Annotated in this window: 17 protein-coding genes; 1 reads left to right on the top strand and 16 read right to left on the bottom strand. The window is 45.7% G+C overall.

Going from position 1 to position 19,672, the window contains the following annotated elements:
- Nucleotides 1-11 precede the first annotated feature (11 nt).
- From OLMES_RS11460 to OLMES_RS11445, 4 genes are all read right to left on the bottom strand, one after another.
- Nucleotides 12-692: a TetR/AcrR family transcriptional regulator gene (locus tag OLMES_RS11460; protein ID WP_087461383.1), complete on the bottom strand. Its 681-nt coding sequence runs from the start codon at nt 690-692 to the stop codon at nt 12-14.
- Between the two features lie 448 nt (nt 693-1,140).
- Nucleotides 1,141-1,935, bottom strand: coding sequence for a TonB family protein (locus OLMES_RS11455; protein WP_087461382.1), 795 nt, complete (start codon nt 1,933-1,935; stop codon nt 1,141-1,143).
- Nucleotides 1,936-2,175: 240 nt separating this feature from the next.
- Nucleotides 2,176-2,664, bottom strand: a complete 489-nt coding sequence (locus OLMES_RS11450; protein ID WP_087461381.1) for an Hcp family type VI secretion system effector — start codon at nt 2,662-2,664, stop codon at nt 2,176-2,178.
- A 257-nt stretch (nt 2,665-2,921) separates the two neighbouring features.
- On the bottom strand, nt 2,922-3,365 hold the full coding sequence (locus OLMES_RS11445) for a hypothetical protein (RefSeq protein WP_157678271.1): 444 nt from the start codon (nt 3,363-3,365) through the stop codon (nt 2,922-2,924).
- Between the two features lie 81 nt (nt 3,366-3,446).
- Between OLMES_RS11445 and OLMES_RS11440 the strand changes: the two genes are divergently transcribed.
- Nucleotides 3,447-4,615 (top strand): IS3 family transposase gene (locus tag OLMES_RS11440; protein ID WP_087459752.1). Its coding sequence is split into 2 segments (ribosomal slippage): nt 3,447-3,708 and nt 3,708-4,615, totalling 1,170 coding nucleotides; the frame shifts between segments, so codons are not numbered across the junction.
- Here the strand turns inward: OLMES_RS11440 and OLMES_RS11435 are convergent.
- From OLMES_RS11435 to OLMES_RS11375, 12 genes are all read right to left on the bottom strand, one after another.
- A complete protein-coding gene (locus tag OLMES_RS11435; protein ID WP_087461379.1) occupies nt 4,598-4,978 on the bottom strand; it encodes a hypothetical protein in 381 nt (126 codons plus the stop codon). The genes OLMES_RS11440 and OLMES_RS11435 overlap by 18 nt on opposite strands.
- A gap of 35 nt (nt 4,979-5,013) precedes the next feature.
- The gene (locus tag OLMES_RS11430) at nt 5,014-6,066 is read right to left on the bottom strand and encodes a leucine-rich repeat domain-containing protein (protein WP_087461378.1); all 1,053 of its coding nucleotides are present in this window, start codon (nt 6,064-6,066) and stop codon (nt 5,014-5,016) included.
- 143 nt (nt 6,067-6,209) lie between these two features.
- Complete coding sequence (locus OLMES_RS11425; protein WP_087461377.1) at nt 6,210-7,241, bottom strand: leucine-rich repeat domain-containing protein; 1,032 nt, start codon at nt 7,239-7,241, stop codon at nt 6,210-6,212.
- Between the two features lie 711 nt (nt 7,242-7,952).
- Nucleotides 7,953-9,650: a response regulator gene (locus tag OLMES_RS11415; RefSeq protein WP_087461375.1), complete on the bottom strand. Its 1,698-nt coding sequence runs from the start codon at nt 9,648-9,650 to the stop codon at nt 7,953-7,955.
- A gap of 308 nt (nt 9,651-9,958) precedes the next feature.
- Nucleotides 9,959-10,429 (bottom strand): cytochrome P450, encoded by a 471-nt coding sequence (locus OLMES_RS11410; RefSeq protein WP_087461374.1) that lies wholly within the window; start codon nt 10,427-10,429, stop codon nt 9,959-9,961.
- Nucleotides 10,410-11,741: an IS4 family transposase gene (locus OLMES_RS11405; RefSeq protein WP_087464452.1), complete on the bottom strand. Its 1,332-nt coding sequence runs from the start codon at nt 11,739-11,741 to the stop codon at nt 10,410-10,412. The genes OLMES_RS11410 and OLMES_RS11405 overlap by 20 nt, the downstream gene beginning before the upstream one ends.
- A 55-nt stretch (nt 11,742-11,796) precedes the next feature.
- Complete coding sequence (locus OLMES_RS11400; protein WP_087461373.1) at nt 11,797-12,633, bottom strand: cytochrome P450; 837 nt, start codon at nt 12,631-12,633, stop codon at nt 11,797-11,799.
- Nucleotides 12,634-12,746: 113 nt separating this feature from the next.
- A complete protein-coding gene (locus OLMES_RS11395; protein ID WP_087461372.1) occupies nt 12,747-13,175 on the bottom strand; it encodes a hypothetical protein in 429 nt (142 codons plus the stop codon).
- A 361-nt stretch (nt 13,176-13,536) separates the two neighbouring features.
- Nucleotides 13,537-13,929: a hypothetical protein gene (locus tag OLMES_RS11390; protein ID WP_087461371.1), complete on the bottom strand. Its 393-nt coding sequence runs from the start codon at nt 13,927-13,929 to the stop codon at nt 13,537-13,539.
- Nucleotides 13,930-13,945: 16 nt separating this feature from the next.
- Nucleotides 13,946-14,575, bottom strand: coding sequence for a tetratricopeptide repeat protein (locus OLMES_RS11385; RefSeq protein WP_087461370.1), 630 nt, complete (start codon nt 14,573-14,575; stop codon nt 13,946-13,948).
- On the bottom strand, nt 14,556-17,666 hold the full coding sequence (locus OLMES_RS11380; protein WP_087461369.1) for a tetratricopeptide repeat protein: 3,111 nt from the start codon (nt 17,664-17,666) through the stop codon (nt 14,556-14,558). The genes OLMES_RS11385 and OLMES_RS11380 overlap by 20 nt, the downstream gene beginning before the upstream one ends.
- Nucleotides 17,663-19,648, bottom strand: coding sequence for a tetratricopeptide repeat protein (locus OLMES_RS11375; protein ID WP_157678270.1), 1,986 nt, complete (start codon nt 19,646-19,648; stop codon nt 17,663-17,665). The genes OLMES_RS11380 and OLMES_RS11375 overlap by 4 nt, the downstream gene beginning before the upstream one ends.
- Between the last annotated feature and the right edge of the window lie 24 nt (nt 19,649-19,672).

The raw sequence follows: 19,672 nt of genomic DNA, 5'->3' as shown, positions 1-19,672 counted from the left end.
TGACCTCAGTATCACTCGGATGTTTTCTTTGGTTCTTTTTGGGGCAGACCGAGCAAGCCTGCTAACATATACTCGCCAATCAATTCTACAAATTCATTTTGAGCCATTTCACATTGATTATTGAGTTGCCCATTCCAGATCATGAACAGTGCACCATCAAAGGTTGCTTCCAGCCCAACGATTAATTGCTCATGGGGTCTTTTCGGGATAACCCCCTGCTCCATTCCCTTATCCAAAACCATGATGATAAAGCGTTCAAACTGATGCTCCAGGGTATTGAACTTGTCCTGAAGTGCCGTATCAATACGTTCAAAAAAATCTCCTCGTTTGCAATAGTGACACACTCGAGCCTGGGCAGGATTCGCTAAGAACAAATCAAATGAAACCTTGATAATACTTCGCATCACTTCGTCAATCGGTTGTTCTATATCGATTTTTTCGAACAAATCCATCAACCTTTGATGAAAGATAATCGCAATCGCAGCATACAAGTCTTCTTTACAAGTGAAATGTTTATAGACTGTGCCTTTTCCGATATCGGCCTTTCGTGCAATTTGTTCGACAGTAACTTGCTCCCAGTCCTGTCCACCAAACAATTCCAGTGCTGCTTCAATAATTTCTGTTTCTCGTCGCATAAACTCACGCTCCTTGCGACTCATTTTTACCTCTACTTCGAAATTTTGGTCAACCATCTTTACCGTTCTTTACTTTCAAGCGGTGGAGCACACACCGAAGTTAGCACTCCTTCCGTTAGGGTTACGTTGTCTTTTTGGACCGGTTTGTGACCGTTTGTCCCCGATACTTAAGTGGACTCCCAAGAAGACGTATATTCACGACTTGACCTGAATTCACAATTAGACTTTTAGCCATACTGCGAATCATAACCACAAATTGACCTTTATTCACTTTGTGACTACCGGTCACGCAAGATCAAAATACTAACGATTATTTAGCCGTATTGGAAGTTAAATTTTGCTCTGGGTCAGGGAGGCTCAAGATGATGTGGGAGCTGTCAACAATTCTGCTTACGAATTTGCTATTAGCCTAGAAATACATAGCAGTCTAGAAATACATAGCAGTCTAGAAATACATATCAGTATAAAAAGACAGGCCAGAATAGAGATACACAGCAAAATAACATTACATATTCGAGTCGAATTCCAGATTGAGTCGACGAAACAAAGCCACCGGAATATCTGGATTATCCGGTAAAATCATGAAACCCGTTCGGTTTACGGCTTCCAATGCAGACAAGTCCAGTGCTGCATCGCCACTACTTTTTTTGATTGTGCTACGAATTATCCGGCCCTGATTATTCAAGATAACTTGAATGACCACGGATATTTTATGCGCATATTGTTTTGGCCTTTTCCAATTGGCAACAACACGGGCAAAGTTTTCCTCGGTAAACTTTAGTATGTCCTCTTGGACTTTTTCGTTTCTGGCATCCCTCAGTGCACGCCCAGGATAGGGGGATGTTACAACCACCTGGTCTTCAGGTTTTTTCTTGTCGTGATCTTGGTGCGAATGAGTTTGCTCAGGCTTTTCCCGATCTGATTCTACTCCAGCAGGTTTAACCATGCTTGATTTGATTCGCTCCTCATCAATAGGCGTAGACCCTTGATCCGCCTTACGGAGTGATTCTAGTGCTGGGGCAATGTGTGCGGGAACAGGTACGGGTGTTCGTACCACAGGCAGGTCTGAAACAGGAGGGAGTTTTGCCTTAGACGAATCTTGCTTGATAATTGTTACGATCTGAGTCTGGGTTAAACTAATTTCTATTTTGGGCTTGAGGCGGTCAGATCCGAGAATAAAAAACAGCACCACAGCAATATGCAGGAACAAACTAAGCGTGAACGATAGTGCAAGATCACTGTATCCAAGATACTTTTGTCGCTCAAACTCGATACGAAGAAATTGGAGAGATTGATTCAAAATAATACTTTTATTGCCTTTAATTACCCGCGGAACACCAGTCTGATGAGAACCAACAGATTACACCAGATTATGCATGGTAAGGAAACGTCTCAGAAATTACCGTGGGAGGCATCACAGGTTACTTGAACGCGTCGGGAACATCGAAAGCAAATTTAAAGCGTGCTGAGATAGAGTATCTGAGGTTTGATTCGGTGGATAACTATAGGAGAGCAAGGCCCTCCTATAAATAACTGAGCTTTATAGTTTACGACCCGCTTCCAAGTCATAACCTACAATACCTTGGTTACCAGCAGTGTTCGCTTTATCTGCGGCGACATAGGTCATCGTGATCTTAGCAAAACTGAAGCTCAACACTTCGGTTGGAGGTCCAACATCACCGGCAGACATGCTGTAAGAACTAACCAACGCATCTTCCAGTTCGTATTTAACATATTCGTCAACTTGATCTGCACCGGTTTTAACCACAGAGATAACGATTTTTTTGCCATCTGATCCAACCAGCGCTTCTTTGAAAATACCAGAAGAAGCTCCATCCATAACTTTATTTACCGTTACTTCAGAAATAGTTGGGCGAGTTGCTTCCCGGTTAGACATGTTACCCGCTTCCATGGTAATTCCACGCCCGAGACCAAATTCCACATTATCCACTTTAATCCAGTTTTCGTAACCTTTAGCCGTAACGTTTCCGGTTATTTCATCATCATTGTAATTCAAGAAAATTGCCATTCAATATCTCCTTATTGGCAGTAAATTCCATTGTTTCGAGGGGTAGTATTGCGCTATTGACGCACGAATACAACACTAAAAATATTTTAATACAACAACTTAATATGACTCTGACACCAATAAAAAAAACATATCCATTGTCATTTGAGCGCATTAAACCAGCGAAGCTACGGTTAACAGAGTGATTTCGTATTTCACTCTGACACTCTTCTATCCATCTTCAAATTCATGACACCTGACGACCGATAACAAGTTCGCTATTGAAGACTCTGGACTTTTGGATCAACTATGAGTGGCGTGCCTTGAGTGCGATATTTATCACTTTTCTTGCCGAGATCAATAAGCACATTCTCAGCCCGGATCAGTGTCGCTTTGTCCATTCGCTCACCCAGCCACTTAGAATCGATAAACAGTTCTTTTTTCTGGGTGACGTCTTTATGTAACTCATTAATTCGGTCTACAACAGGCTGCTCCAGCCGATCAAATGAAACAGCCTGTAGCAGCCCCCGCCCCATACCAATGGTCTTCGGATACTTCGGGTCAGAAGGGCTGACATCGATAGAAGTCGCTTTACTCGTGCGCTTTTTAAGCTTGTCAGAATTCATAATCAAGCGCATATAGAAACCCAGCTCGATTTCCTTAACTATCGAACTGTCCTCGGTAATCTGTTCTCCATATGGGCATACTGCTGGTGGGCGCATGAACTGGCTATTAATGACTGACGTGGTCTAATAGATTTGTACACACCAGTTAAGAGATAATCCTCAAAACTGGAGTGAAAAATGGCTGTAAGAAAGAAGTACTCAAAAGAATTTAAATTAGATGCGATTAGCTTGGTAATAGATCAAGGCTATTCGAAGGCAGAAGCGGCAAGAAATCTTGGCATTAATCCAAATGTGCTTGGACGTTGGATTAAAGAGCATGAAAATGATGACGGTCATGCGTTTCGTGGAAATGGAAAACTGACGCCTGAGCAGGAAGAGCTTCGTCGTTTGCGAGAAGAAAACAAACGACTAAAGATGGAGCGCGATATATTAAAAAAAGCGGCCACCTTTTTTGCCACGGAAGCAAAGTAAAATACGCTTTCATCACCCAGCATAAAAAGGTGTGGCCCGTTGGCATTATGTGCCAGCAATTGGGTGTAACGCGCTCAGGCTATTACAGCTATTTACAGCGTCAAGACAATAAACCTGATGATCCGACTCATTCGGAGATGATTGAGTGGATACAAGATATAGCCAAATCAAGTGATGATACCTATGGCTATCGCAGGATGAAAACAGCATTAAATGTTTTGGGTTACCCGGTTGGCCGGAACAAAACCAGAAAACTGATGAAAGAAGCGGGAATAAAAGTCAAACACAAGAAGAAATACAAAGTAACGACAAACAGCAACCATAAGCAGCCGGTTTTCGATAATCTTCTCGATCGTGAGTTTGCTGTTGAGCAGCCTGACCAGGTCTATGCGTCCGATATCACATACGTCTGGACACAGGAAGGTTGGTTGTATTTAGCGGTAGTGATAGATCTTTACTCTAGAAAAGTAGTTGGATGGAATATGAGCTCACGCATGAAAGCGCAAATGGTTTGTGATGCGCTCAAAATGGCAGTTTGGCAGCGTCGCCCTGAAGCTGGGCTAATACACCACTCTGATCGCGGCTCACAGTATGCCAGCAGGGATTTTAGAAAACTTCTTAAACTACATGGTTTTAAAGGCAGCATGAGTAAGAAGGGTGACTGCTGGGATAATGCCGTCGTTGAAAGTTTCTTTGGCACTTTAAAGCAGGAGCGAGTTCAGTGGAAAAGCTATCAAACAAGAGCTGAAGCTCAGCGGGACATCCTGGAATATATTTCTGTGTTTTATAACAATGAGCGGCTGCATTCGTACCTCGATTACAGAAGTCCGGTACAGTTTGAAAAAGAAATGGTTGAATTAAGAAAAGTAGCTTAACTGGGTTGTACAATTTTGCTTGACCACGTCAGCATAATGCACTATTTCGAAAGTCCGATTCATGTTGTTGCAAATCACTTTTAACGCATAGCTTGTAATTGTACTCCTCATAGATAAAGCTAATGCGGAGGCGAGCAATGAGCCACTACACAATGACAGGGCTAAAAAGGCCAGTTCTGCACGTTGTTTTTCGATCTCTTCAGCCTCCTTTAGCGTTTTTGTATAATTTTTATAAGCAATATCATACGCATCTGAATAAGGTATAGTTATTTTCTTTATCCAACGATCAAGTGCGTCATCAGCTGTTCTATATGCGAGGTCAATTTTCTTAAATATATTATAATTATCAATATATTGTGCCATCTCAAATCGTTCCTTAATTTGAATTGTATTAGAGGTTAATTATTGTGCCATCTCATCTTGTCACACTGTTTCTTGAACTGCATTTCCGTTAACGGATTATTCTCCACATTTATAAAAATTGAGCACAACTTATTGGGAAGCACTTTGATCTTATTGGCCATCACATCGACGCCAGAATGTAGTGCCAATTCCTGGGGGGTATATTCAATTTCTGGAATGTCTGCCAGTACTCCACCCGCATGACTTTCCTTATCCACGATCATTGTCGAGATATTTGCCAATTCAGCAGGCAAGCTGGTAAGTTTATTTCCCGCTAACTCAAGAAAATAAAGCGACTTTAGCTCTCCAATACTAGGTGAGATTGAAACAATTTTATTTCCTGAAGCAAACAGCCCTGTCAAACTGATCATTTGTGATATTTCTGAAGAAATGATTTCAATCTCATTACTAGTAATTGAAAGGTATTTAAGTGCAGGCAATGTGACTAGAGGGCCTGGAAATGTTTTCAATCTATTATTGTCCAAATAGAGCCGATCGAGGTTTTTGAGACCAGACATATCCGATGGCAGTTCTTGAATCTGATTTAAGTAAAAATAAGCCTTTTTCAAATACTTCAATCTATTGATTTTGCCACTTAATTTTTTAATTTGGTTTCTTGTAACCCTCAGTTCAACTAACAACGTTAAATCGAATACAGTGGCTGGTACCTCAGAAAAATCGTTGTTGGAAAGATTCAAATACTGCAAGTTCTTCAGCTGCCCTATTGAGGCTGGCAATCTACTTAATTGATTTGAATATAAGTCGAGACTTGTTACGTTTTCAAAACCATAAAAAGCATCAGGTAGATCAGTTATGCCCATACTGGACAAATCTATTCTTTTTGCATCTATTGCTCGATAGTAATCCAAACAATGTGTAACACGATCATTTGGAGGGAGGCTTTCTTTCTTGCAAAGCTGGCGAATAACATTGATTTTTGCCTTGTCAGCGGATTTTCGTTCGACTTCATCATCAGTAGCGTCATTCGTACAACCTGCGATGCACACCAGAAACAGCACGAATGAAAGCATGCGTGTTAATACCAGCATTTGAGTAAGTCCTTTTTGCTAAGATTCCATAACGACTTTTATCTTTGTCCAGCATGCGAGACACTACGTTGCACTCTGCTCTGTGTCAATAGCGCTAGCTTAAGCGTTGCCCCTTACCTTAAAGCATAGGAAGAGAATGTGATTCAGACATTATTGCATTGCTGGTTGAACTGCTTCTCTGTTAAAGGGTTGTTCTCCAAATTTACGAAAATTGTGCATAACTTGTTGGGAAGCTTTTGGATATTATTAGCCATCACATCCACGCCAGAGTGCGCTGCCAATTCTTCATGTGTGTACTCAACAGATGGGATCGATACCAATACACCGCCTGCATGATGTTCATCATCGACAATCAAAGTCGGAATATCCGCTAACTCTGCAGGTAAACTCGTTAAATTATTATCGGCCAGCTCCAGGAAATAAAGCGATTTTAGTTCACCAATTTTTGGTGAAATTGAAACAATTTTATTACTGATTGCAACAAGCCCTTTCAGATGAAGCATTTTTGAAATTTCAGGCGAGATAGTCTCAACTTCATTATTCCGGATTGAAAGATATTCTAGTGCCGGCAGTGTGGTGAGAGCCCCTGGAAAGACTTTCAGCTTATTGTCGTACAATAATAACCGTTTCAAATTTCTTAAACCCGACAAATCTGATGGCAAATCTTCTATCTGATTATAAAATAGGTATACTATTTCGAGACGTTCCAATTTGTTAATTTCATGACTGATTTCAACAATTTGGTTCTGCGCAATCCAAAACTCTTTTAACGACTTTAATTCGAATACCACGTCAGGAATTTGAGAGAATTGATTTTCTGTCAAATTTAAATATTCCAAATTTTTCAAAAGACTAATTGATGGGGGTAATTTGGACAGGTGATTTGCTGCCAAGTGCAACGATATGGTATTTTCAAAGCCATAAAACTTATCGGGAAGCTCTGTGATTCCCATATAAGATAAATTTATTCTTTTTGCATCGATAGCCTGATAATAATCTATACAATGTCCTGCACGATCATTTGGTGGAAGACTTTTATCATCACAAAGCTGGAGCAGAGCCTCAACTTTTGCCTTATCAGCCGCTTTCTGTGCGGCATCATTAGCATCATTCGTACAACCCACCATGCACACTAGAAGCAGTGCGAATGAAGGTATGCGTGTCAATACAAGCATTTAAGTAAGTCCTTTTAGCGGAAGTGTTTCCATAACGACGATTCTCATCGTCCAGGCTCCAAGACACTACGTTGCACGTTATCGTGTGTCAATAGCTTCGACTTATGTGTCGATCCTTAACTCAGAGCAAAACAACGAGAATGTGATCCAGATCTTATTACACTACTGGCCTGATTGACTAGGGCTTATATGGACACCCTGGCAATGTCAAATACAGGTATTGAGTTTTCGCTTATTTGATTGCTCTTGACCCTTCGGTAGCGAATGATTTTGAAGCTAAAGGTTTAGGCATATATTCGGCTTCAGATAGGAGACTAATTCTCCGAGCCCTAATGAGATTCAAGAAGACTCTATCTCCTTAACAGACACCTGACCTCGAAGGTCTATGTCCTAAACCGGTTTTGATGGAGTCAATACCGTTTTATTTCATTACTACGCTGCACCGTATATGCGAGCGCGATATCTCCATCCCGCTTTGGAAATCCCCGAGATCTACCTTTACCGTGCGCCAGTAGATTTTCGCAAACAGGTGAATGGAGTCGCTACTCTGGTTGAGCAAATCAACTGGTTGTTGGATGGCTACGAAACTAGCCTACTGAAAGAGCACCGAAAACTAAATTACGAATCGCTATTTTGATGAATTAATAAAGGGTTGAATGATACAGCAATGCCTGCCAGATTGTGACCGCAACGACATGGTAAGGAAACATTTCAGGAGCGTATGTCCTTCCCCCCCCTGCCCCCAAACCATTTTTCCACGATCTCGAGCAATCGCTTCATTTCGACAGGTTTATGCAAAAAGCCATTCATACCGGCTGCGGAACACGCCTCTCTACTTTCCGTATCATCGGCCCCTGTCAATGCGATAACAGGAACACGGGCTACACTGTCCAATTGGCGTAGTCGCCTGACACATTCGATACCATCCATATGGGGCATATTACAATCCATAAAAATCAGATCATATTCATGGGCAGATACCATGGAAAGCGCAATTGCCCCGTCCGGAGCACAGTCCACCAGGCAATTGAGGTATTCGAGCATTTTCCTAACCACCAAACGGTTGGTGGCATCGTCATCCACCACAAGCACACGGCGGGACAGCGTTGAACTCGAAGCACTGTCAGGACTGAGATTGGCTATGTTCGGTGCCACATCGCCTTGTTCGGGGAACGCAACACCTTCAGGAACTGCGGGCAACTGAATGTGCACGTGAAACGTTGTGCCGCGATTCGGCTCACTGGTCAGGCTGATATCACCATCCATCAGATCAACTAACAGCTTACAAATGGTCAACCCTAAACCGGTACCCTGTGGGCGAGCTATCCTGGCACCTACCTGCTCGTAGGCGTTAAATAACTGGCTCATCCGGGCAGGAGGAATACCCACCCCCGTGTCAGAGAGAGTCAGATTAACACGCCAATCACCTCTGTCTGTCTGCTCGGCACCGACTTTGAGAACAATACTGCCATGGGTAGTGAATTTGACGGCATTACTGAGAAGGTTTTGTAAAATCTGTTTTATCCTGAGCGGGTCTCCCATCACAAGAGGCGGCAAGTGCTCAAGCCCTTCAATCCGGAATTCGACATGAGTTGAAAGCAGCGGCTCAATAAGCTTTTTTGAAGTCAACAACAACTCGGCAAGCACGAGTGGAACCTGATTCAATCGGACCTTACCTGCCTCCGCCTTGGACAAGTCCAATATGTCATTTACGATTGCGAGCAAATGTTCACTGGATTGCTTAATCAGGTGCAGCTGTTCTTGCTGCTCAACACCTGTAAAATTCGCAGATAACAGGTCACAGAACCCCATAATACTGTTCAATGGCGTGCGCAGATCATGGCTCATCTGGGCGAAGAAAAGGCTCTTGGTTCGATTCACTTCATCCAGGATTGCGTTATTTCGTGCAGCTTGCTTCGCCAACCTGATGTTTTCATAATTACGCAAAGCACTCACCAATGCCGTAGTGAGTTTGATGCTGTCCAGATCCGTTTTCAAACGGTAGTCATTAATGCCATACTCCAGAATGACGCTCACTTCCGGCGCATATCCAGGCTGCCCCGTGCGCAAAACCAACTGGATTTCATTATTATTCAAATCATCACGAATATAGCGCACCAGATCCAGTCCGGCGCGATCCGTTTCCATGACCACATCGATAAATGCCATGGCAATATCATCATGATTTGACAGAATTTCAATTGCCTGATTCGAAGAGTAGGCAGGGAGAACCTCGATGGGCATTCCTTCGAAATGGATCGAATCGAAAACCAAGCGGGTAACCGCCACCATGTCCACATCATCATCGACAATTAAAACTTTCCAGGTTCGACTGGGCGGGGGTTGAGTCTTCTCGGAACTTGGCTTCGCGAATTGAAGTGGAGAAGTCTTTCGATTACGTTCCACCATATTTAGGTTAAACCCTGCAGTTTATGGTATTGATTTTATCAAGGTGTTCCTTACGCCTTCGTGCCAAGTCCTTTACAAGCCATCGTACCAAGCCTTTCACAAACCATAGAAAACTCATTCACAGAGAGCGCAAATAGCTTCCCCCATCAACCGTTTCCAGTATCAGCAGCACTGCAGATTCACATATATAACTTTCAGCGGAACGCCCTCACCACTTATTGTAGTATTCAATTATGAGTAGCACAAAACGGGCGCGCGACGATTCACTCAGCCAAAGCTAAAAGACACAAAGAACCGTTATCTCAAGTTCAGAAACATTGAAGCTGCACCGGTAACGTGCGCAATGCACGCAACGCAACATTTTCATGCCACTCAAACCCTTCACGCTCAGGTAGTGAAATACGTGTAGCAGAAAACAACGTCTGCAAGGCAACTCGTGCTTCCGTCCGTGCCAACATGGCACCAGAGCAAAAATGATGACCATAGCCAAAAGCAAGATGCTCTCGCTCCGGCCGCTCTGGCCAATAGCGATCAGGATCAGAAAAAACACGAGGGTCCCGATTCGCAGCGCCCAACATCAAAATAATGCGGTGACCCTGCTCGATGATTTCGCCCTCCAACTCAATGTCCTCGGTACTGAAACGCCCCATGCGCTGCACCGGGCTCTCCAATCTCAACGTCTCTTCAATACAGGCATCCAACAGCGAGCCACTGAAATCGGAAGCCTCAAAAAAATGCCGCCCATATTCACAATGCTGTTCACTTAAGAGGTGCTGCATAGCGATCCACTGGATATCGGGTTTTTGATATCTTCACTGTCCGAGGAGTTGTTGGCCTCGGACGCCTCTCTAAAAACAAGCTTCCAATTCCAGACCTCAGTTCTGACAAACGTCTACCTGTTCCAGATATCGGATTGGCGGCAGCCATCACAATTAATTGTACTGCAATATAATCACAGACAGGCTTGAAGCGTATTTCAGATGGAGCGCGATCAAAACTCACTGCGGCCATTGAGGCTTCTCGCCTAATAATGTTGTAGCACAATAGTAACCCCCAGAGCTCTTGGTATACTAGGTCGGTTTTCTTGCTTCGCAATGTAATGGCGTTATTTTGCATCGCACTTTTGATATCCCTGAATCCAAGTTCAATTTCCCATCGTTCTTTGTACAGCTCTGAGACTTGGGCAGCGCTAAATCTCTCGACAGGTAAAGATGTCATCACAGATTTAGTACCAGATTTTATCTGGTACGTTACTCTTCGCACTTGCCATGTTTCAGGTAAGTCAGGATTCTTTTTCCTAGCTTGTGGAGACACCTTCATTTGAATAAGCTCATCACCATCGCTGTAGGTTTTAATAACTTCATGCACAAGCCCTTTCCGCTCGGGTATCATCCAATGACGGTCAACATCTTGTTGAGTGAGTGTTAACATTAGATTTGCGCTCCAAAAGCCTTTATCAAACAAAGTAACAGAGTTATCTGGGATGCTTGACAAGAAACTCTCAGCAAGAGGAATTTCACCTCGACGATAGGGGCTGATTTGAGCGTCAATCATGATGTGAGAGCGCACATTCATTAGGGCAACAAGCCTCAGCATGGGAAAGGGAGTTTGCCGTTTAGATGAGGTATTGCCCGAGCCGAAGTGCTCTCTAAGTTCAGGCGTATCTTGTGTGCGAAATAGTGCCCCATCTACCGCCATTACTCTCAAACCATTCCATTCGTCTTCTGGGTAGCGTTCATGTCCCCAGTGTGTTCCAGTTTGTCGAAATAACCATTCAACGGGTTCAGAACCCAGCCGCTTCCTGGCATTGGTAACACCGCTTCGAGCGAGCAGGTTGTCAGAGGCTAATCCTTGCGCACAAACATTTAAACGTCTAGCCACTTCGTGCACTGGTTCATTTCGAAACATTGCCATGCCTAAGACAAGCCAGAGCACTTGATCTGATGGCAATCGACGCCTTCTAATTGTTGCGGAAGCGCTCAATCGCAGAGCAGACTCTACCCATTCGATGGGAATGTTTTGCGTAAAAGAGCTTACGTCAGAGAAGTTAAAGAGATTGCTGAGGTCGAGTAGGTCTTGTTGAAAATCCATAAAAAAATCCGATGATGGAAGCATCATCGGATTTTCTATTAAGCCCCGTTCAACATCAAATGCTTAAGTGAACAGCATTGCGCCCATATTCAGGGTTTTGATGCAAACAATACACGGCATTGGAGATGAGGTTTGACGTGGTCTCATGCCCGGCAAACAACAATGCGATACTGTTGGCCACTAGATGGTCATCACTGAAGCTTTTTTCCTGACCCTGAAATTCGATCATATTTTGCAGCAGGTTTTCTTTGGGTTTTCGTTTCTGTTCACGAACAATATCTTCAAAGTACTGGGTTGCCTGCAAAATGCTTGTCCGGATATTCGTTGCCTTTTCCAGCGTGGTTTTACTCCCCAGAAAGTCCGCAATGTGGTCAGACCAGACTTTGATCAGCTTGTAATCACTTGCAGGACAACCAAGCATATCAGCAATAACCATGACCGGAAGTGGGTAAGCAAAATCCGCCACCAGATCACAACGCCCTGAGTGCTTCATATCCTTTACCAGAGTATTGGCGATACCTGATATTTTGGGTTCCAGGTTCGATATTACTTTAGAGGTAAAGGCAGGACTAATGATTTTCCGAAGCTGCCCGTGTCGCGGTGGATCGAGAAACAACACCCACTTTTCCAGACATTTCAACACCGGGCTGGCAAACTCTCGCACCGGCTCTGGCAGTGCGGCCGCCATCGGTGCGACTCGGTTGGAAGACGCTCTCGGATCACGAAACAGCGTTTTCACCAACTCATGACGGGCAACATAATACAACCGGCGATCCGCACAGTAATAAAACGGCTCATTTCCGAGCAAATGTTTGTATGCAGGATAAGGGTTCGAGGTAAAGCCCGGTGAAACCAGGTCAACAGGGTGAGGGGAAAGCTCAGTTAGTGGCATGGGCAAGTTCAGCTCAGGTTCAGAGTGGATGTTATGAGGTAAACCGTGATACTAACTTGATTATTCACTAATTTTCCAGGCTATGGGTCACTCTTCCCACAACCCATTGTCACTCAAGCCCGCTTTTTTGTTGATGCCGCCCCGACCTCCCCTGTGGTTGTCGCGATCAGCTCTTGGGGAATATTGAGCTCCACCGCCAACCTAAGCTCAATTGCATCCAGATCCCGACAGAAATTCTCCATCCTTTCATGGGGTAGATCGATCTCAATATCCTTGCTGTTCACCCGAACAAACATGATTTCAACTACAGCTTTGCTTTCAATCTGTGAATGCAGCTGACACCGAAGCCCGGGTTCCGCCTGAGCGTAAGTAATCATTTGACCTTTTCGCCAGAATATTTCCAGACGCTGCCCCAACAGGTCAATCTGATAGTTTTTTTCATGGCCATGAAATTCACTGATATGCAATGCCGTACTTCTCTCACATGAATGCAGGGTTCTAAACCCGACATCGGTCAAAGTAACAAGTTGCCGTGCGCTCATTTGCGTGACTCCAATTAAATCCTTCGTTGCATTAATAAGCGCTTAACTTGAGTTTGCCCCCTAAGGCTATTTCCAAAAACGTGAACAAAGTGGCATCATTACAACGAGATACAGAACACACAACAGACAACATTTTGTTGACTTTTTAAACCATTCAGATTAGCAGCTCAACATATTGTGACCTGGTTTTACAGAATAACGCCCCCCTTATAACGGTTACATCTAAGTAAATCCAAGAAATTCAAGTGTGTACAGTTCTCGAGTCAAAATATGAACTATACATGAAATACATTTAAAAACAGAAGGTTACATCACCTTACAAGGGGGACAGACCGATTGGGTGGCGCAGGGGGAAGGAGGATTACCTTGCCTGGTACTGCTCGTAAAACACGTGTCGTTTAAAAGATTCTCGCTCAAGGTACTCGAGATTGTCCAATTCGAGCCACTTATCCAGCATTACTTCGGGGAGTGCCCCGCGGTCGGCATCTCTCCAGGACAATATATGGGTGATTCCGGGCTGTTCTTCATTTCCGGTAATCGTCAACCCCTCCATTTCAACCACCACATCATCGTGCGGCTTGGTAGAGGCATCCAGGGCAGCATTATCATCACAACGCCCGATTTGGGGGAATAGCAATGCAACCCCGAACGCCACTACACCGCTAAACCGAACTACATAGCTGAACCGAACTACACCGCTGAACCGAAAAAGTTTGCACTGCAAAGTAAAGCAATTCACAAGGCGATTGTTCATCCGGGTCTCCACTTCGTTAAACGTCCTTCATCCTGTTTTTTAGATCAATTATCCAGTTTTCAATTTGCGGATGATCCGGATTCAGCTCGAAGTAACGCTGGTAATAGTTCAGCGCCTCTTCCAGTCGACCAAAATACAAATCATACAAAAAGGCCAGGTTCAAAATTGCCGGTGCATAGTCAGAATTCACCTTTAGTGCTTGAAGATAATGGATTTCAGCAGCACTGAAATCGCCCTGCTCACGATCAAGCACACCCAGTAAATTATGGGGCTCAGGGTAGTCAGGGTTACACTGAACCGAGGACTGGGCATAGCTTTCTGCGCCACTGAAATCTTCATCATGCCGCGCAACTACAGCAAGATTAAACCACGGACCACATAGCTCAGGGTGCGTGGCTATTAATGTCCGAAGTGATTGCTCCGCTTTCTGCCATTGCTTCTGCTGAAGCAAGTCAAGCGCACGAGTGTACTCGCGTTCAATGGGCTCGGGATAAGACCGATTTGGATCTGGCCCTTTCACGTTTTCATTGACAACAGCCAACTCGGGAGTCTCGCCGGACGGCTTGGTCAATGGCGCACAAGCGCCTAATAATACGATCAAGACAATCATGATGATCAGCGTCAAACTAGTGAATTCTCGCGCCATAATCCACCCCCGCTTCAGACTTGTGATAACGCACAGGCAAGAGCTTCTCAAGTATCTTGAAACTCATTTGCACACCCTCATCAAACCGCCCGCTATACACCCGCCGGGCATTACTTTCATGGAGGTCGATTGCCTTTTCTTCAAATGGATACGCTTGTTCTTCCAGGAGCAACTCATACTCCATCAATTCTACTTCATTAAGCCTCCCCGGCCGCTCCGATTCCAGAAGCGCAATTGCCAATAGCCGGTAGACTTCGGCAATTTTGTATTGACTGAGCGAAAGCTGATCGACAAAACCGAATTCCGCCGCTCTGTTGTATGCATCGATGGTCTGATTCAACGCCTGTTTTTTTTGTTTTAGACTTGTGCGCAGCGGTGTAGTCAAAGTGAGTTTACGATAATGCTCGAACCGATAGTCAGCCAAATCGAGATAGGCGTTCGCAAGCAAGTAGTTCAACCTTTCATTCTGTGCATCCTGAATTCTGGATCGGTCCTGAACAATCTTGTTCAACCAGTATTTACGCTTGTTAATTTCGCCACGGGCGTTGTAAATTTCACTCAGCTTTACTCGGGCCTCCATGACATGCTCTAACGGATCCGGGTAGCGATGAGCATATTGGCGATAGTACTGGATCGCTTTTACTGCGCGATCAGTACGATCAAAATACCGCGCCGCTTGAAGTAAAGACAGGCGCGCACCTTCCACCATATCGGGCTGCTTGTCCATCATCTCGCTCAGGGTCAGCAGTGCCAACGCAGCGGCGTACAGATCGCCTTGTTGCTCATGGGCATAGACGAGTTTCTGGCGGGCGGATATCGCCAATTTGTGCCGGGGATACAAATTGCTGAAGCGCTGTAAAGTGATAATGGCACTGGACCAGTCCTGAAGCTCCAATTGCAGTGCTGCTGCGTCGTATTCCGCCATTATTCGGTAACTCGAATTCGGGTGCGTCTGCCCGAGCCGGAGAAAATGCTGCACCGCCCGCTGACGATCTTTTGCTTGCAAGGCCAGCTCTGCTTGCTTGTAAATTGCCACCGCTCGCATTTCCGACATATCAGTCCGGCGTTGATCCCGTTCAGGCAACACCGCTAGTACTTCGGACAACGCTGATTCTGCTTCCTGGTATTGGTTTTGCGCAAAATAAGATTGTGCAATAGTCGTCCAGGCGAGGATGCGGTCAGACTCCTGAACAGCAGACCACGCCAAAACTTGCCTGGCGAGGGTCACAGCCTGTAGATAGTCTTTGAGACTCAACGCCAATGCCATCGCTTTTTTGGTCACCTCACCGCGACGGGAGTCAGCCTCGAAGTGAGTAATAAATGCAGCACTGGAGTCAAGCTGTTCCGCCTGAATAGCCTGCACAGCAACGGTATTTGCTGCCTCAACGGATTCAACTTGCCGTTCAAACGCATGCAACACATTGAATCCGGCATCCGCTGAGAAGTCAGACAAAGGATACCCATAAGCCACCTGTTTAAAGGCCTCAATAGCACGGGGAAATTCTTCCAGTGCAAAATAACTGTCACCCAGGAAAAATGAAAACTCGCTGCGCTGGGCGTCTTCAGGAAACCCTCTGAGAAGATCTTCGTAATAACGTATCGCTTTTCGGTAAAATTGCGCTGCCTCTTGCCTATTCGCTATTTCGGCTTGCTGCGCGTGATAATGCTGGTGTTTCGCCAGGGCTTTGAGGTACCCATTCAATGTGTTGAGATATTCCGGAAATACAGGCCCATCATCGGGCGCCTTGAATTGCGCCCAAATTAATGAGCCGTGGCCATACAAACTTACAAATGTCGCTTTCTCAGTCCAGGCATCTTCATAGAATCCAGCCTGCTCCAGAACATCCACACTCGCCTTCTGGAACACAGGTGAAGGATATGCGTTGGGGTATCGATGGATGTATTCCTGATACATAGCAACAGCATCAAAAAATCGCTGTTTTTCCAGATAACCTGTTGCAAGCCACTCATAAATCAGATGTTCATAGGGTTTTTCCCCGGTCGTATCGAACAGGCGTGTCAACCCATTGGGTGCCCCCTCTGGAATGTTATCAATCCCGATCGCAATCACCCGAAACAAATCGAGAATGAGAGACTGCCTTGTTTCCGGCAAGGTCGCGCGGAATGCCTCCAGCGTCATAGACTGCCCTATCGATACCGGCTTGAGCAAAATATCCAGCGCTTCAATAAAACTAACCAGAGCTTCGTCGGTTTGTTGTTGCTTAAATTCAGACCACCCGACCATATATTTAGCGACGGGGTAATAACTAACCTCCGGATCGTCACCGGGAACCAAACGCGCTTCTACCCGCTCCACAACCTGTGAAAAGGCTTGATGGGCCCGGTCAAACTGCCCCTCCCGAAAAAAATGCTCCCCCAACCGGAAATAAGCTTCGAGTGTATATTCTGATTCAGGGTAACGGCTAACCAAAGTAGATAACGCCGCAATACTCTCCTCCCGCCGAGCCACCATCTCCAGTCCCTTCGCCAATTGATACCAGTGACTCGGTGCTGACGGATGATCAGGGTATTTTGCAATCAGATCTTGATAGACCTGAATGGCCGCATCAAAAGCACTCGGTATTTCCGGCGATCTGATCTGTCCCGACGTATTGGATTCGACTGCGTCATCCGCAAATACAGCCTCGGATACTGACATTTTCAATTCCGCCAGGCGCTGCTCAATAAGCGCTTCCAGAGCTTCAATCGACGGTGCTTGTGTCTGCCCTCGAACCGCATTATTCCGGGTTTCGCCATGACTGGAGAGCAGCGGCAGAAGTTGCTGGTAGCTTTCAATTACAGTTAGCCTTACGCTGACTGAATCCCTCGGGCTATCATGCCCCCCCTGTTTATTATTGGTAAGTTCATACCCCGGCGCCGAGAGCATTTGTCCTGCGTCGTTATGGCTCGCCTTCTTGCTGACTTCCTCCGAATCAAGCCATGCCCCCAGAGTGACTGAACTGTCATCGGCGCGGAGAGGATCCGGAATCAAATCAGACGAACCGGGCTCAAATAAAGGCAACAGGCTACACCCCGCACTCCAGAGACTGACAAGGATGACGCCTACAACACGGTAGCTTGAATGGCTCATGGTGCTGCAGCCCCCTCATATTGCAGGGCATCAAGCAGCCTGGTACGCGCCAACCCTGTCATGAGCAAGTGCTGTTGTGCTACATCTTGCAAACGCCTGATTTCTGCTTGCATCAGTTTTACAAGTTGTTGCTCGACGCCCTGCAAAACTACCTGCTGTTTTTCCTCCAGCCGGTAAAACCTTGAAGTTAATGATGACAGTTGATCTTCCAGCGCACCTAAGAAAACGTCGGAGCGACTGGATTCCCGGATTCGTTTTTGTCTGACTTCCGCTTCGTCGAGCAATTCTGCAGTGGAACTATGCAGCGAACGCGCATTCCAGCGCGTTACGGCATACTGGTTCTGCACCTGCCAGTACAATGCAGATTGAGCGCGGGAGAGCGTAAGTCTTCCCTGCCGGATCAGATCCGGATCAAAATTGTGAGCCATCAACTGCGTCAGCTTTTCATTCGCTGATTCGATATGTTGCTGCATCAGGCGTTGGGACGAATTCGCAAAAACAAAACCATCCTCGGTGTTTTCACCGCGCAAAATCTGCTGTTCGATTTGCAGGTGTTTCGCTTTCAGAGCAACCAATATTGCCTGCTGCTTCGGTTGATCCAGTATTTCTCGCGCCTGGATTTGACGCGATTTCCAGCTACGCTGTCGTAAGCTCAGGGTATCGCGGTACACGGTGAGGCTCTGATCCCACTGTGCCAGACGGAGCGATAGCGATTTGACTTGAACATACTGCTCAAACCAGTAGCTGAAACTCCGCTGCGTAAACAAGTCGCTAAAGATTGAATCCCGGGACGAGCCTCCCGTTTGCGATGGCAATGGAATTGGCACATAACGCTCTGAATATCCAGGCTGTAATCGAACCCAGCTTCTGAGTATCTGCCGAAGCGCCTCCGGACTTGATTCCAGGTTCGCCAGATGGGTTTTGTAGAACTCAGTAGCCTCTGCATAGGATTGCAATGCATCCTGAGGCCGCCCTTCTATTTCGAATAATCGTCCCAGTGTAAAGCGGGCATCAAGCACATCAGAGATGCCGGCATCATCACTACTCAACACACGTTGTAATGCCTTCCGGGCGACATTCAGTTGCCCATCTTTCGCCGCGGCAAGCGAGTATAAAACAAGGGCTTCAGCACCTTGCACGCGATCTATTCGGATCGCTTGCAAATGTTGCAAAGCTTGGTCAATCGCACCCTGGCGCAGGTACAAGCGGGAAATGGCAATTAACACTTTATCTCTCAATGCTGACTGCTCAGCATCGGTAAACTCAGGCACCAAATAGGCTATTTTTGTGGACAGTGGCGCAGCCTCATGAGCGCGACCAAAGTGTGTACGAGACGGCTCCGGGGTTGATATGGACGGGAAGTCGATCTTGGAAAGGAGTGCAATCGCTTCCTGAACTGATCCGTTCTTTGCGAGTGCAATCGCAGCATTGTATTGCATATACGGGCGCCACGGTGACTGTGTTGATGAGCCTTCCAGTAACGCCGGAACCCGCTGAATCTGGCCGGTGTGAATCGCCAACAGGATTTGGTAGTAGCGCCACTCTTCGACAAAACCGTTGCCCCATTGGCGCAGTAATTCCGGGTTTACGCGCTCGGACCAATACCCCGCAAGCGCAGTCTGGTTACGCATCCAATACACTTTTGCAAGATAATGATAAACCAACTGGAGTATGCCATGATCGATTGCATCAGTCGTATTCTGTAAGCGCTGCTCGACCCACTCAAACCGAGACTGAGCCTCATTCAGCATTCCATACGAGAGATACATCCCTCCCTGCAACACTTCCGCAAACTGTTCATGATTCGGTATTCGTCCCTGCAAACGGCCAACATCGAGCAGACTGATCGCATCAAAATATTGCTCCTGATGGAATTCGAACAATGACATCCCGTAAAGCAAATCCCGAGCATGAGGAACCAAACGCTCGGGATTTCCCGTAATGGTTTCCGCATGAAGTGTAAAATGCTGTAATCCCAGCATAATCACACCCCAAAAAAACCATTC

Origin of the sequence: Oleiphilus messinensis (genome assembly GCF_002162375.1) — a bacterium.
GTDB classification, from domain to species: Bacteria; Pseudomonadota; Gammaproteobacteria; order Pseudomonadales; family Oleiphilaceae; genus Oleiphilus; species Oleiphilus messinensis.
Note: the sequence above shows the minus strand (reverse complement) of the source record. Positions and strands in the feature narration are given on the sequence as shown.

Bases quoted from the DNA above. Each gene is read 5' to 3' on its own strand.
- OLMES_RS11390 (WP_087461371.1), bottom strand. From the start codon at position 13,929: ATGAACAATCGCCTTGTGAATTGCTTTACTTTGCAGTGCAAACTTTTT.
- OLMES_RS11395 (WP_087461372.1), bottom strand. From the start codon at position 13,175: ATGAGCGCACGGCAACTTGTTACTTTGACCGATGTCGGGTTTAGAACC.
- OLMES_RS11460 (WP_087461383.1), bottom strand. From the start codon at position 692: ATGGTTGACCAAAATTTCGAAGTAGAGGTAAAAATGAGTCGCAAGGAG.
- OLMES_RS11405 (WP_087464452.1), bottom strand. From the start codon at position 11,741: ATGGATTTTCAACAAGACCTACTCGACCTCAGCAATCTCTTTAACTTC.
- OLMES_RS11435 (WP_087461379.1), bottom strand. From the start codon at position 4,978: ATGGCACAATATATTGATAATTATAATATATTTAAGAAAATTGACCTC.
- OLMES_RS11425 (WP_087461377.1), bottom strand. From the start codon at position 7,241: ATGCTTGTATTGACACGCATACCTTCATTCGCACTGCTTCTAGTGTGC.
- OLMES_RS11375 (WP_157678270.1), bottom strand. From the start codon at position 19,648: ATGCTGGGATTACAGCATTTTACACTTCATGCGGAAACCATTACGGGA.
- OLMES_RS11410 (WP_087461374.1), bottom strand. From the start codon at position 10,429: ATGCAGCACCTCTTAAGTGAACAGCATTGTGAATATGGGCGGCATTTT.
- OLMES_RS11450 (WP_087461381.1), bottom strand. From the start codon at position 2,664: ATGGCAATTTTCTTGAATTACAATGATGATGAAATAACCGGAAACGTT.
- OLMES_RS11430 (WP_087461378.1), bottom strand. From the start codon at position 6,066: ATGCTGGTATTAACACGCATGCTTTCATTCGTGCTGTTTCTGGTGTGC.
- OLMES_RS11445 (WP_157678271.1), bottom strand. From the start codon at position 3,365: ATGCGCCCACCAGCAGTATGCCCATATGGAGAACAGATTACCGAGGAC.
- OLMES_RS11415 (WP_087461375.1), bottom strand. From the start codon at position 9,650: ATGGTGGAACGTAATCGAAAGACTTCTCCACTTCAATTCGCGAAGCCA.
- OLMES_RS11400 (WP_087461373.1), bottom strand. From the start codon at position 12,633: ATGCCACTAACTGAGCTTTCCCCTCACCCTGTTGACCTGGTTTCACCG.
- OLMES_RS11385 (WP_087461370.1), bottom strand. From the start codon at position 14,575: ATGGCGCGAGAATTCACTAGTTTGACGCTGATCATCATGATTGTCTTG.
- OLMES_RS11380 (WP_087461369.1), bottom strand. From the start codon at position 17,666: ATGAGCCATTCAAGCTACCGTGTTGTAGGCGTCATCCTTGTCAGTCTC.